Raw genomic sequence first — 13,885 nt, 5'->3', positions numbered from 1 at the left:
GACCATGCAGGAACATGATACCTCCTGGGTGCGGACCGAAATGGCACTCGCTCAACAAGCCCCGGCCGGCGTGCGGGGGCCTTTGGCCTGGGTTCGCAAGAACCTGATCGGTTCGGTGGGCGACGTCATCCTGACTGTAGTGGCTATTGCGCTGGTGGTGATGATCGTGCCGCCCATCGTCAACTGGGCCTTCATCAACGCCCAGTGGACGGGGCCGGACCGGACTGTATGCGCCACGGTGGCGCAAGGCGGAATCCAGCCGGACGGCTGGTCAGGCGCCTGCTGGGCCTTCGTCAACGCGAAGTTCGGCCAGTTGATGCTTGGCCGCTATCCCCTGGAAGAGCGCTGGCGGCCGATCCTGGTCGCCGTCCTGTTCGTGGCGCTGCTGGTGCCGTTGCTGATGCCACGCGTGCCGCGCAAGGGGTTGAACGCCATTCTTCTATTCCTGGCACTGCCGATCATCGCGTTCGTGCTGCTGGTCGGCGGCATCGTCGGCCTGCCGCATGTGGAGACCCAGCTATGGGGCGGGCTGCTGGTTACACTGAGCCTGTCCTTTGTCGGCATTGCCGTGTCGCTGCCGATGGGCATCGTGCTGGCGCTCGGCCGGCGCTCCAAGATGCCGATCGTCAAGACACTGTGCGTGGTCTTCATCGAGTTCGTTCGCGGCATCCCGCTGATCACCGTTCTGTTCTTTGCCAGCGTCATGCTGCCGCTGTTTCTGCCCGCCGGTGTTTCGTTCGACAAATATCTCAGGGCGCTGATCGGCGTCTCGCTGTTTGCCGCCGCCTACATGGCCGAAGTGGTGCGCGGCGGCCTGCAGGCGATCCCCAAGGGTCAGTATGAGGGGGCTGATTCGCTTGGCCTGGGCTACTGGCAGAAGATGGTGCTGATCGTGCTGCCGCAGGCACTGAAGCTGGTCATCCCCGGCATCGTCAATACCTTCATCGGTATGTTCAAGGACACAAGCCTCGTCATCATCATCTCGATGTTTGACCTGCTTGGCGTCGTCAAGCAGAACTTCTCGGACGCCAATTGGGCGACCCCACAGACCGCGAGATCCGGTCTCATCTTTGCAGCCTTCGTCTTCTGGCTGTTCTGCTTCGGCATGTCGCGGTATTCGATGTACACGGAACGCCGGCTCGACACCGGCCACAAACGTTGATGCATGTCGCCCAAAAGTGTTTAGCGGTTTTGGGACAACGACATGCATCATAGCTAAAAGACAGAACAAAAAGGGGAACCTGCCATGGTCATAGAAAACGCCGTCAGCGCCGAAGAGATCAAGGTCGATGCCAAGAAGATGCACATTTCGACCACCGATGTCGCAATCGACATCATCGGCATGCACAAATGGTATGGCGAGTTCCATGTGCTGAAGGACATCAACCTCAAGGTGATGCGCGGCGAGCGCATCGTCATCTGCGGTCCTTCGGGCTCGGGCAAGTCGACCATGATCCGCTGCATCAACCGGCTGGAAGAGCACCAGAAGGGCAAGATCATCGTCGACGGCAAGGAACTCACCAACGATCTCAAGAAGATCGACGAGGTGCGCCGCGAGGTCGGCATGGTGTTCCAGCACTTCAACCTGTTTCCGCATCTGACCATCCTGGAGAACTGCACGCTGGCGCCGATCTGGGTGCGCAAGACGCCGAAGAAGCAGGCCGAGGAAATCGCCATGCACTTCCTCAAGCGCGTCAAGATCCCCGAACAGGCCAACAAATATCCGGGCCAGCTGTCGGGCGGCCAGCAGCAGCGCGTGGCGATAGCGCGTTCGCTGTGCATGAACCCGCGCATCATGCTGTTCGATGAGCCGACCTCGGCGCTCGATCCCGAAATGATCAAGGAAGTGCTGGAGACGATGGTGGGCCTGGCCGAGGAAGGCATGACCATGCTGTGCGTCACTCACGAAATGGGCTTTGCTCGCAAGGTCGCCAACCGGGTGATCTTCATGGATCAGGGCCAGATCGTCGAACAGAACACGCCGGCCGAGTTCTTCGACCATCCGCGCCACGAGCGCACGAAGCTGTTTCTGTCGCAGATCCTGCACTGAGCATTTTCATGCGAACCAAAAGAGCCCGGCCGTAATGCGGCCGGGCTCTTTTGCTACCTGGGGTCGGGGTTAATCTTCTCCATTGAAACGCCAGGGAAACACAAGGCCGCCGCCGTATGAGAAAAGGCCTGCGTTTCCTGGCCATGCTGATTATCGTGGTCGCGCTCGCTGCCACGCTCGGCACTTTGGTGCCGCGCCCACTGTGGCCGGCGTCAGCGGCGGGTGAGGGCACGCGCCATATTCTGGTGCTGGAGAATCCGATCCACACCGACATCGCCATTCCCGTCGATGACGAGGTGCGCCGGCGCTTCCATTTCCTGGTCGCTGCCGGCATCCCTGTCGACGCCCCGGAAGTGCGCTACATCGTCTTTGGCTGGGGCGGCCGGGCCTTCTATCTGGAGACGCCGAGCTGGTCGCAGCTGAAGACAGTGCCCGTCCTCAAGGCGCTGACACTGGACGCCTCGGTCATGCATGTCGATATCGCCGGGGCCATCGCCGAGCCGCACCCTGCTGTCACCGGTTTCGACATCGATGAGGAACGTTTTGCAGCGCTGCTCGACTATATCGACGCGAGTTTCCAGCAAGGGCCGCATGGTCCGGTCGTCATCGAGAACGCCGCCTATTCCAGCTTCGACCGCTTCTTCGAGGCGAACGGCCATTTCAACGCGCTTGTCGGCTGTAACACCTGGACAGCCGCCGGCCTGCGCACCGCCGGCCTGCGCACCGGCTGGTGGAACCCGCTGCCGGCCTCGCTGGGCTTGTCGATGCGGTTTTATAACTAGCAGTCCTTCATCGCACCGCGACAGTGTTGGATCTTTTGAAGTCAGCGGGACAGCACCCCCCTCTGGCCTGCCGGCCATCGCCCCCGCAAGGGGGGAGATCAGCCGTTTTGCCCGCGGCGCTCCTGCTGCAACGCCGGCGATTTTGGCGAAGGCGACGGCGACATCCAATCTCCCCCCTTGCGGGGGAGATGTCCGGCAGGACAGAGGGGGGTGGGAAGGATCGCTAAGTCGACGATCTAGACTGCCGAGCGTCCGCTCGCCACCCATAGAGCCAGTCGAGGTCGGCGGCGAGCTTGTCGGGCGAGCGCATGGCCAGGAACAGATTGCGGGCGATCGCCACCGGGCCGGCAGCATGCCAGGCGAGGCGGTTTACGGCCCCACGACGCGCGGCCTTGGCGACACGCGGCCGCCGAAGATTTTCCCAGATTTGAAAACTTCTGGGCAGATCGCCAGGGAAATCGGCGATAGCGTCGGCAAGCGTGATGGCATCCTCGATCGCCATTGCCGCGCCCTGCGCGGCAAACGGCGTCATCGCGTGCGCGGCGTCGCCGATCAGCGCGATGCCCTGCGGGCTCGTCCACCGCTTCTGTTCGACGGTGTGGATCGGAAAGGCCGTCCATGGGCCGGCCAGTGCCACAAGCTTCGTCAGGCCCGGCGCGGTGCCGCGCAGGGCAGCCGTGAGGATCGCGGGATCGGCATGGCCTGACCAACCTTCCGCCATGCGCTCGCCCTTGGTGAAGGCGGCGAGATTGAAGGCCCGGCCTTTGCTGACGGGATAGGCGACCATGTGGAAGCCTGGATGCAGGAACGTGGTGACGCAGTCGGCGGCGCCGATCGCGACAAAGGCTTCGCCGGCGGCGCTCTCGGCCGCGATCGTGACTCGCCAGGCGAGTTCGCCCGAAAAACGGCTTTTGACGAAGTCCTCGCCTGCGAGTTGCGCCCTGACTGCCGACCAGACGCCGTCGGCGCCGACCAGCAGTTTGCCGCGTGCCTCGATCTCGCGGCCGTCCACTTCGGCGGTCACGGCGACATATTGCGCGTCTTTGACGATGCCGGTCACGCGGGCGCCGGTGATGAGCTCAATCTCCGGCCGTTCGGCCATTTGCGCCAGCAGCGCTGCCTGCAGATCGGCGCGGTGAGCGACGAGATAAGGCGCCTGCCAGCGCGCTTCGGCGGCTTGCCCAAGCGGTACCCGCGCCAGTTCGCGCAGCGTCCCGGCGTCCTTGAGCACGACCGCTTCCGGCCGCAACGCTGCGGGCAGCAGTCGGTCGAGCACGCCGAGTTTTCCAAGAATGCGTGTTGCGTTGGGCGAAAGCTGGATGCCGGCGCCGGCCGCTTCTAGGTGCTGTGCCTGTTCGATCAGCTTTACCGGATAACCCCGTCCGGCGAAGGCAAGGGCAGCGGTCAGCCCGGCGATGCCGGCCCCGGCGATTATGACCTGCCGGGACCTGATGTCTTCCATCGGGCTTGTCGCGGAAGGATCAGGCGGCCTGGTCGATATAAAGGCAACCGGCCGGCAGCGTTTCCGTCGCCCTCAGCTTCGCCGAATAGCGGTAGAGCGTCGAGCAATAGGGGCAGACCTTTTCATTGTCGTCGCCCATGTCGAGGAACACATGCGGGTGGTCGAAGGGCGGGTTGGCGCCGGTGCACATGAATTCCTTGACGCCGATGTCGATTGCCGGATGGCCCGCATCGTTCTGGAAATGGGGAATGGAACCGCCTGCCATCGTCGTCTCCTTGATCTCGTCGAAAAGCATCTGGAACATAACAGGCCTGTTTGCAAGATCGATGAAATGAAACTGTCGCAAAAGCCTGTCAGAGGATACGGTGAGCCGGTTAAGTGCATGTCCCTGAAATCGGAATGGTTTTCGCCGAAGGGCCATGCGTCACAAAAGCGTGTTAGAGGCATGGCACGTCCAGCGGCGCTCCAAGGGACGGTTGGCGGGGAAGAGCAGGAACCATGAACGAACTGAAGCCGGTGCAGAGCGAATTCATCAATGTCGAGGTGGCGAGCCCCGAGGGCGGCAACCCCGATCGGTTCGTCAACCGTGAGTTCTCCTGGCTGCAGTTCAACCGGCGTGTGCTCGAGGAATTGCAGAACGAGCACCATCCGCTGCTCGAACGCGTCCGTTTCCTGTCGATTTCGGCCGCCAATCTCGATGAATTCTTCATGGTCCGCGTTGCCGGCCTTGCCGGCCAGGTGCGCGAAGGCATTGCGCTCAAGAGCCCCGACGGCCGCACGCCGGAGCAGCAGCTGGAACAATTGCTGCGCGAAGTCGAGCGGCTGCAGGAGGACCAGCAGAACAGCCTTTCGGCGCTGATGCTGCTGCTCAACAAGGAAGGCATTGAGAGCATCACCCGCGATGCACTGACCAAGGATGAGAAAGTCTGGCTGGAAGACCATTTCCAGGACCAGGTTTTCCCGGTGCTGACTCCACTGTCGATCGACCCGGCGCATCCGTTTCCGTTCATTCCCAATCTCGGCTTCTCGATGGCGCTGCAATTGCGCCATCGCAAGAATGGCGAGGAGATGAGCGCGCTTCTGCGCCTGCCGGTGGCGCTGAAGCGCTTCATCCGTCTGCCCGACCGCAAGCAGCACGTTCGCTTCATTCCACTGGAGGAGGCTGTCGGCCTCTATATCGGCAAGCTGTTCCCCGGCTATGAGGTCAAGGGTTCCGGCACCTTCCGCATCATCCGGGACAGCGATATCGAGGTCGAGGAAGAGTCGGAAGATCTCGTGCGCCTGTTCGAGACGGCGCTGAAGCGGCGCCGCCGCGGTTCGGTCATCCGCATCGAATTCGACAAGTCGATGCCCGGCGAATTGCGCGAGTTCGTCGCCGGCGAGCTTGGCGTCTCTTCGAGCCGCATCAGCGTTCTGACCGGCCCGCTGGCGCTCAGCCAGATTTCCGAGATCGTCGCCGTGCCACGCGACGACCTGAAGTTCACCCCCTACAATCCACGCTTTCCCGAGCGCATCCGCGAGCATGGCGGCGATTGTTTCGCGGCCATCCGCGAGAAGGACATCGTCGTCCACCACCCCTATGAATCCTTCGACGTGGTGGTCCAGTTCCTGCGCCAGGCAATGGCCGACCCGGAGGTGGTGGCAATCAAGCAGACGCTCTACCGCACCTCCAACGACAGCCCGATCGTGCGCGCCTTGGTCGACGCGGCCGAGGCCGGCAAGTCGGTGACCGCCCTGGTCGAGCTCAAGGCGCGCTTCGACGAGGAAGCCAACATCCGCTGGGCGCGCGACCTCGAACGCGCCGGCGTCCAGGTCGTGTTCGGCTTCCTCGAACTGAAAACCCATGCGAAAATGTCGCTCGTGGTGCGGCGTGAGGACGGCAAGCTGCGCAACTATGTACATCTCGGCACCGGCAACTACCATCCGGTGACCGCGCGCATCTACACCGACCTGTCCTTCTTCACCACCGATCCGACGATCGCGCGCGATGTCGCCCAGCTGTTCAACTTCATCACCGGCTACGCCGAGCCGACCGATGAGATGCGGATCGCCATCTCGCCGTTTACGCTGCGCAGCCGTATCCTCAAGCACATTGCCGACGAGGTCGCCTACGCGCTGGCTGGCCGTCCGGCGCGCATCTGGATGAAGATGAACGCGCTCGTCGATCCCAACATCATCGACGCGCTCTATGACGCCAGCCGTGCCGGCGTCGAGATCGATCTCGTCGTGCGGGGCATCTGCTGCCTGCGGCCGCAGGTGCCCGGCCTGTCGGAAAACATCAGGGTCAAGTCGATCGTCGGCCGCTTCCTCGAACACAGCCGCATCTACTGCTTCGGCAACGGCCATGGCCTGCCGTCGGACGAGGCGATCGTCTACATCGCCTCGGCCGACTTGATGCCACGCAATCTCGACCGCCGCGTCGAGACTATGGTGCCGATCACTAATCCGACGGTGCATGAACAGATCCTTGGCCAGATCATGCTGGGCAACATCATGGACAACCAGCAAAGTTTCGACGTATTGGCTGACGGAACCTCCCGGCGCGTCGTGCTGGAGGAGGGTGAGGAACCGTTCAACGCGCAGGAATATTTCATGACCAATCCGAGCCTGTCGGGACGGGGTGACGCGCTGAAGTCGCATGCGCCCAAGCGCATCGCGCAGTTCAAGCGTCGCAAGAAGAACACCGGCTGATGATTTCAACGTCCCAAGGCCGGCTGCAGGATCGCCGGCCGCTGTCCATCATCGACATCGGCTCGAACTCGATCCGCCTTGTCGTCTATGAAGGGCTGGCGCGCTCGCCTACCTTGCTGTTTAACGAAAAGATGCTGGCCGGTCTCGGCCGCGGCATCGTTTCGACCGGCAAGCTCGATCCCGAGGCGGTGACGCGCTCGATGGAGGAGTTCCGCCGTTTCCGCGCGCTCTCCGACCAGGCGGGTGCGGAGCACATGTTTGTGCTGGCAACGGCCGCGGCCCGCGAAGCGATCAACGGACCCGACTTCATCCACCGCGCCCAGGATGTGCTCAAGACCGAGATCCGCGTGCTCACTGGCCGGCAGGAGGCGCATTATTCAGCGCTTGGCGTCATTTCGGGCTTCCACCCCGCCAATGGCATTGCCGGCGATCTTGGCGGCGGCAGCCTGGAGCTTATCGACATCAATGGCGAGGCGATCGGCGACGGCATCACGCTGCCGCTGGGTGGCCTGCGGCTGCAGGACATGGCCAGGAATTCGCTCGCCCAGGCGGCAAAGATCACCCGCGACGAACTGGCGCGCGCCAAATTGTTGAAGGGCGGGCTGGGACGGCCCTTTTACGCCGTTGGCGGCACCTGGCGAAACCTTGCCCGGCTGCACATGGAAATGACCAACTACCCGCTTGGCGTCATGCACCACTATGAGATCGGTGTCGAAAGCGCCGCCAATTTCCTGAAGCAGGTGGCGAAAGGCGAGATCGAGAAGGTCAAGGGCATCGAAGGTGTGTCGAAGAACCGCCGTTCGCTGCTGCCCTATGGCGCGGTCGTGCTGCAGGAGATCATGGCGGCGATGCAGCCGTCGAAGATCATCGTCTCGGCATTGGGCGTGCGCGAAGGGTTTCTCTATTCGCTGCTCGACCCTGCCGAGCAGAAGGCCGATCCGCTGGTCTCCGCTTCGGAGGAACTGGCGCGGCTGCGGTCGCGCTCGGTCACCCATGCGCATGAGCTTGTCGAATGGACGGACAAGACCTTTGCCGCCTTCGGCATCGACGAGACGGAGGATGAGGCGCGCTATCGCCACGCTGCCTGTCTGCTGGCCGATATAGGCTGGCGCGCACACCCGGAATATCGCGGCAAGCAGTCGCTCAACATCATTGCCCACGCCTCCTTCATTGGCGTCGATCACCCCGGCCGTGCCTTCCTGGCGCTGGTCGGCCTGTTCCGCCACGAAGGCGTGTTCAACGATGCGGCGCCGGAAATCCGCGGCCTGGCGACGCCGCGCTATCTCGAGCGCGCCCGCATCCTGGCGGCGGTGCTGCGCGTCGTCTATCTGCTGACTGCAGCCATGCCCGGCGTCATGCCGCGGCTGAAATGGGAAAACCGCGGCAATGGCACGTTGGCGCTGGTGCTGCCGGCCTCACTTTCCGATCTTTACGGCGAACGCCCGGCCGGACGGCTGGCGCAACTGGCGCGGATCACCAACCGCCGGCTGGTGCTGGCGGTCGAGGGTGGGCAGAGCGTGTCGGTGAAGTAGGCGCGGCCTGACAGCAAAACCATGTCGTCGTCGAACTCGCGTTCGAGGACCGGCTTCCTCAGTCCGTCGCTGCTTCGCAGCGCCACCTTCCCCTCCGGAGGGAAAGGAAGGGAGCCTCGTTGGAAAGCGTTGGCGGCAATAGGCTCGCGCCCTTCCTCTACCCCGTCGATCGGGGGAGAGGTGGCTCGGCGAAGCCGAGACGGAGTGGGGGTCGACCTGCCTCGGGCATCGATGGTTCAACCGGGACGATATTTGACGATATCAGACCGCGGCGCGGCGCCCGTCGATCGACCAGGCCCCGGCGCCGGCCATGGCTAGCGCCAGGAATCCACCGGCGATAGCAATATCCTTCATCAGCATCTGCTGGTGCAGGAAGGTGAGCATCGGGTCATCGCCGCCCTGGCCGTAGTGGCCGATGGAGCCCGCAACGATGCAGAAAGCGGCAAGAAGTATCGCAACGACCGGCGTCTGAAAGCCGACCAGTATCAAGAGACCGGCAATCAACTCGAACAGCCCGGTGCCCCAGGCGGCAAGCGTCGGCAATGGCATGCCGAGGCCGGCGAAATAGCCGGTCGTCCCGGCAATGTCGGCGAGCGCGTGGTAGCCGGAGGGAACGAGCAGGGCGGCGAGCAGCAGCCGGGAAATCAGAAGCAATGCATCGCGGGGCATGGTGATCTCCGTTGTCTGTCCGCCGGCTGTTTCGAGACCGATCCTAGCAGGGATGGGACGAGCGTGCGCTTGGGCAGACAACGAAAAAGCGGCGTGGAAAATTCCACGCCGCTTTTTTCAGGCTTGGGAAGGGAAAGCTCAGCCGCGCTTGGCATCGATCGAGTAGGCGCCAGGGCCCGAGGAAGCCAGCAGCAGGAAACCGCCGGTGATGGCGACGTTCTTCAGGAAATGGATCATCTGGTTCTGGTCGGCCCAGCCGGTATGGGCGACAAAGGCCGAGGCGATGGTGAAGACCGCGAGCACCCAGGCGGCGATGCGGGTCTGAAAGCCAACGATCACGGCAAGGCCGCCGAGCAATTCGATCAGGCCGACGACAATGGCCGTTACGGTCGGCACCGGCAGGCCCATGGCGCCGAAATAGCCGGCGGTGCCCGAAATGGCGGTGAGCTTGCCGAAGCCGGAAAGCAGGAAGATGGCGGCGAGCAGGATGCGGCCGAGCAGGATGGTGGTGGAACTGTTGGACGCGATGCCGGCGCCGGCAGCGGAAGTGTTGATGGACATGGTGGCTCTCCGAAAAGGGTTGATGTCCCGTCAGATAGACCAAGCCGACTGTTCACCAAAGCCGCCAGTCCGGCGACACATTGTTCACAGGACGTACATTTCGGGATCGTTCGACCGACGCAAAATTCTTGTCGCGGCCAGCAGCGGCGGGAGCAAATTGTCCCGCCACAAATTCGGATTTCTAGTTGACGCAATCCCCAAGAAGAGGGCTGCGCGCTTCCCGAGGAAACGCAAGGCACTTTCCCTGGAATGGCTTAACCCGGATGCGTCATGTCCTCCGGCCGCACCAGCCGGTCGTAGTCTGCCTCGCTGACCAGCCCAGTGGCCAGTGCTTCCTCGCGCAAGGTGGTGCCCTTCTTGTGCGCGGTCTTGGCGATCTTGGCGGCATTGTCGTACCCGATCGTCGGCGCCAGCGCGGTCACCAGCATCAGCGAGCGGTCGAGCGCGGCTTTGATGTTGTCTTCGCGAGCCTCGATGCCGACGACGCAATTGTCGGTGAAGGAGATCGAGGCGTCGGCCAACAACTGCACCGACTGCAGGAAGTTGTAGGCCATCAGCGGGTTGTAGACGTTGAGCTCGAAATGGCCCTGGCTGCCGGCGAAGGTCAGCGAGGCGTTGTTGCCGAACACCTGCACGCAGACCTGCGTCAGAGCCTCGCATTGGGTCGGGTTGACCTTGCCCGGCATGATCGAGGAACCCGGCTCGTTTTCCGGCAGCGACAGTTCGCCGAGGCCCGAGCGCGGGCCGGAGCCGAGGAAGCGGATGTCGTTGGCGATCTTGAAGAGGGCGGCGGCCGCCGCGTTGATGGCGCCATGCGAGAACACCATGGAATCGTGCGCGGCGAGCGCCTCGAACTTGTTCGGCGCGGTGACGAAGGCAATGCCGGTAATGTCGGCGATGCGCGCCGCCACCTTTTCCGCAAAGCCGACCGGCGCGTTGAGGCCGGTGCCGACGGCGGTGCCGCCCTGCGCCAGTTCCTGCAGGCCGGGCAGCGTCATCTCGATGCGCTTGATCGAAGAGGCCACCTGCGCGGCGTAGCCGGAAAATTCCTGGCCCAGCGTGAGGGGTGTCGCGTCCTGCGTATGGGTGCGGCCGATCTTGATGATGTGGGCGAAGGCCTTCGTCTTGACCTCGAGCGCAGCGTGCAGATGCTTCAGCGCCGGCAGCAGATCGTGCACGATGCGCTCGGCGCACGCGATGTGCATGGCTGTCGGGTAGGTGTCGTTCGACGACTGGCTCATATTGACGTGGTCGTTAGGGTGCACCGGCTTCTTCGAGCCCATGACGCCGCCCAGAAGTTCGATGGCCCGGTTGGAGATCACCTCGTTGGCGTTCATGTTGGACTGCGTGCCCGAGCCGGTCTGCCAGACGACCAGCGGGAAATGATCGTTCAGCTTGCCGTCGATCACCTCTTGCGCCGCCTCGATGATCGCCTTGCCGACTGCCGGATCGAGCCGCTTCAACTCCATATTGGCTTCCGCCGCCGCTCGCTTGACGATGCCGAGCGCACGCACGATCGAGGCCGGCTGCTTTTCCCAGCCTATCCTGAAATTGCCGAGGGAACGCTGCGCCTGCGCGCCCCAGTAACGGTCGGCGGCAACCTCGATGGGGCCGAACGTGTCGGTTTCGGTTCTGGTCCTGGCAGCGGTCACTTGTCTCTCCGACGATCGAATTCGGCAACGGCGTATCGCGTTGCACAATGGCCTTCAAGCAGAGATTGCGGCCGGCAGGCAGTAAATCGGTTGAAGCAGTAGCGCCGCCCTTCGGAATCCTGCACCCTCCACTTTCGTGTGAAGGAAATTGCTCCTCAGTGCGGCTTGATCCCATAAAGTGGACGGAAACTTGCGGATTTAGCTCGATGAGATCATGTCGAGCTGGCGGATTGCTCTACGCAAACTTCCCCCAGGATCAGCAATGCGCAATTCACGTCTACCTACGAGCGACGCTGCCACACAAACTACCATCCGTGCCGGCGTCTCACTGGCAACAGCAGCGATGAGGTAGCTTATGCACTTGTCCTTCTGTTCAGTTTCCGTCCAAAATCCGGCATCGCATCCGGATCGAGCTTCGGATCGCGAAGCCGAGAATTTCAAGTCCACCCTGGGAGCGCCTCCACATGGCCTCGGAGTTTTCCAAGATGCATGGCGGCAAGGTCGAAGCCGTCTCGACGTCGCAAGTGACGCTCTTTGTCCTCCGTATTTTGCTGAAAGCGCGCCTGATCGCGGACCGTCAGCTCGGAACCTTTTTCCTCCAACGGCGCAGCTTTGTCCTGAGATAGGATCTATAGCCGAACGGAAGTGTTCGCCGTCCGGAAGGCGTGCTTGTCCGCGCCTCCAGACGCTGGCGCACGACGCTCATCAGTCTGCAGAACGCGGGTGTTTCCAATGATTGCACCCGTTTGACGAGATTGTCGGGCAATGGCTTTGAGCGCCAGTCGAAATAAGCCTCGTAGTCTTGCGGCGTTGCGATCAGGTGCTGGAGATAGGCTGCAAGATCGCTGGCGCTGGCGAAGGCACTGGCGTCAATAAAGGAGTGCTCCGGAACGAACTCGTCCACATTGGGAGCGCCAAGGTAGATCGGCACCGTGCCCGCCATGAACGCGTCATAGATTTTCTCGGTGACATAGTCGGCCTCGATCGAGTTCTCCATGGCCAGGCAGAATTTGTGCCGCGCAATGGTTTCGATCTTGGTCTTCGAGCCCAGATCGGGGCCAGAGACCGATCGGTTGTGGCGATATCGGCCATAAGAATCGATCTTGATGTGGCGCGCCAGTTCGTTCGCCAAATCGACACGGCCGCTATAATTCAGGCCGGCCGACTGGAAGAGTGCGACCGGCGCTTCTTCCGTTTTCGGCACGATTGGTCTGGCCAGCGCATCTTTCCACCACACCGCACGCGGAAGGTAGGGTACCCAGACATCGGACCGGGATTCATGCGTCATGATGATATCGAAGTGCCGCATGAATTTGGGGTCGGCAAGTCGCTTGTAGTTTTGGCCGCATTCCATCGACCAGGCGACCCAATATTGACCAGGGTATTTGTAGGCATCGCCAACTTCGCGAAAGTTCGGAATATGGAAGACGACTGCCGCGGCCTCGGAAATCCGTCGTTTGTCCAGTGTCCACCGCCCGGGCATTTCGCACTGTATCGACGCGATATCGACGGGTTTGCTGAAGAACGTTGTGTAGAAGAGGATCAGTGGATCGATAGACGGCATGGCACCACGAATGTCTGAAGCATTGCTCAATCTGCAGACAGACGCGGTATCGGAAGTTTGGTCAAGTGCTCCGCTTGTTCGAGGCCGAGGGCCGTCCAAACGGTCACCCCGCCGTATACCCGCCATCGATCGCGAAAATGCCGCCGCTGGTCCACGCCGCCTCGTCGCTGGCCAGATAGACGGCGATGCCGGCAAGATCGCTGGTCTGGCCGATGCGGCCGAGCGGGTAGCTGCGCTCGACATAGGTTTTCAGCTCGGCTTGCGCTGCCGCCGGCAGGTTGTCGATCGACTTGCGCCGCATGGCGGTGTCGACCGTGCCGGGCGCAATCGCATTGACCCTGATGCCGCGCGGACCAAGCTCGAAGGCCAGCGACTTGGTCAGCGAATTCAGCGCGCCCTTGGACAAGGAATACAGGCTCGACGGCCGCTTCGGGATCATCTTGTCGGCGAAGTAGGACGAGATGTTGATGACGGAGGCGTTGGCGCCGAGATGCGGCAGCAGCCGCTGGGTAAGGAAGAACGCCGCCGTCACATTGAGCGCGAAGGATTGCTGGAATTGGTGCTCGGTGACGGTCTCGAAAGGCACCAGATAAGCGACGCCGGCATTGTTGACGAGGATGTCGAGCGGGCCGGTTGCTTTCGCGCGATCGACCACGGCATCGATGCCGGAAGAGGTCGAGAGATCGGCCGACTGGGTGCCGACGTTGCCCGCCGCCGCAAGTGTCTCGCGGGCGGTCTCGAGCTTGCTGGTGTCGCGGCCGATGATCAGCACGTCGGCGCCCTCGCGCAAGAAAGCTTCCGATATGGCCAGGCCGATGCCGTCCGAGCCGCCGGTCACCAGTGCTCGCTTGCCAGAAAGTCTCATTGAAGGCCAAGTCGCATCGAATGCTCTCGCTGTTGCCCGCGTCACGAAGCAATGCCG

General features: G+C 62.4%; 12 protein-coding genes. 5 read left to right on the top strand and 7 right to left on the bottom strand.

The genetic code is table 11. The annotated features are described in order from the left end of the window. The first annotated feature begins 4 nt into the window (after window positions 1-4). From ACYG9Y_RS15335 to ACYG9Y_RS15325, 3 genes are all read left to right on the top strand, one after another. Window positions 5-1,162 carry an amino acid ABC transporter permease gene (locus tag ACYG9Y_RS15335; RefSeq protein ID WP_023739196.1) on the top strand — a complete coding sequence of 386 codons (1,158 nt, stop codon included), beginning with the start codon at window positions 5-7 and terminating at the stop codon, window positions 1,160-1,162. 84 nt (window positions 1,163-1,246) lie between these two features. Next, window positions 1,247-2,050: an amino acid ABC transporter ATP-binding protein gene (locus tag ACYG9Y_RS15330; RefSeq protein WP_023671483.1), complete on the top strand. Its 804-nt coding sequence runs from the start codon at window positions 1,247-1,249 to the stop codon at window positions 2,048-2,050. Between the two features lie 116 nt (window positions 2,051-2,166). Beyond that, window positions 2,167-2,832 (top strand): TIGR02117 family protein, encoded by a 666-nt coding sequence (locus ACYG9Y_RS15325; protein ID WP_023739197.1) that lies wholly within the window; start codon window positions 2,167-2,169, stop codon window positions 2,830-2,832. 223 nt (window positions 2,833-3,055) lie between these two features. On the opposite strand, the gene ACYG9Y_RS15320 is transcribed toward ACYG9Y_RS15325, so the two are convergent. Continuing rightward, complete coding sequence (locus ACYG9Y_RS15320) at window positions 3,056-4,294, bottom strand: FAD-dependent monooxygenase (RefSeq protein WP_023739198.1); 1,239 nt, start codon at window positions 4,292-4,294, stop codon at window positions 3,056-3,058. Window positions 4,295-4,313: 19 nt separating this feature from the next. Next, a complete protein-coding gene (locus ACYG9Y_RS15315; protein WP_023705697.1) occupies window positions 4,314-4,559 on the bottom strand; it encodes a zinc-finger domain-containing protein in 246 nt (81 codons plus the stop codon). Window positions 4,560-4,792: 233 nt separating this feature from the next. Between ACYG9Y_RS15315 and ACYG9Y_RS15310 the strand changes: the two genes are divergently transcribed. Then, a complete protein-coding gene (locus tag ACYG9Y_RS15310) occupies window positions 4,793-6,985 on the top strand; it encodes an RNA degradosome polyphosphate kinase (RefSeq protein WP_460223135.1) in 2,193 nt (730 codons plus the stop codon). Next, entirely contained in the window at window positions 6,985-8,517 is a 1,533-nt protein-coding gene (gene ppx / locus ACYG9Y_RS15305) for an exopolyphosphatase (protein WP_023697723.1), read from the top strand. The genes ACYG9Y_RS15310 and ppx overlap by 1 nt, the downstream gene beginning before the upstream one ends. Window positions 8,518-8,778: 261 nt before the next feature. On the opposite strand, the gene ACYG9Y_RS15300 is transcribed toward ppx, so the two are convergent. The 5 genes from ACYG9Y_RS15300 to ACYG9Y_RS15280 all read right to left on the bottom strand — a co-directional run bounded on the left by ACYG9Y_RS15300 (window position 8,779) and on the right by ACYG9Y_RS15280 (window position 13,828). Continuing rightward, window positions 8,779-9,186 carry a DoxX family protein gene (locus tag ACYG9Y_RS15300; RefSeq protein ID WP_023712732.1) on the bottom strand — a complete coding sequence of 136 codons (408 nt, stop codon included), beginning with the start codon at window positions 9,184-9,186 and terminating at the stop codon, window positions 8,779-8,781. A gap of 138 nt (window positions 9,187-9,324) precedes the next feature. Next, a complete protein-coding gene (locus ACYG9Y_RS15295) occupies window positions 9,325-9,747 on the bottom strand; it encodes a DoxX family protein (RefSeq protein ID WP_023739199.1) in 423 nt (140 codons plus the stop codon). A gap of 254 nt (window positions 9,748-10,001) precedes the next feature. Continuing rightward, window positions 10,002-11,399, bottom strand: a complete 1,398-nt coding sequence (gene fumC, locus ACYG9Y_RS15290; RefSeq protein WP_023712733.1) for a class II fumarate hydratase — start codon at window positions 11,397-11,399, stop codon at window positions 10,002-10,004. A gap of 577 nt (window positions 11,400-11,976) precedes the next feature. Further along, the gene (locus ACYG9Y_RS15285; protein ID WP_023727884.1) at window positions 11,977-12,963 is read right to left on the bottom strand and encodes a glycosyltransferase family 10 domain-containing protein; all 987 of its coding nucleotides are present in this window, start codon (window positions 12,961-12,963) and stop codon (window positions 11,977-11,979) included. A 103-nt stretch (window positions 12,964-13,066) separates the two neighbouring features. Beyond that, window positions 13,067-13,828 carry an SDR family NAD(P)-dependent oxidoreductase gene (locus ACYG9Y_RS15280; protein WP_023727885.1) on the bottom strand — a complete coding sequence of 254 codons (762 nt, stop codon included), beginning with the start codon at window positions 13,826-13,828 and terminating at the stop codon, window positions 13,067-13,069. Window positions 13,829-13,885: the final 57 nt, after the last annotated feature.

The sequence above is a fragment of the Mesorhizobium sp. W050 genome (assembly GCF_054719535.1).
This window is presented reverse-complemented; position numbering and strand designations above follow the sequence as displayed.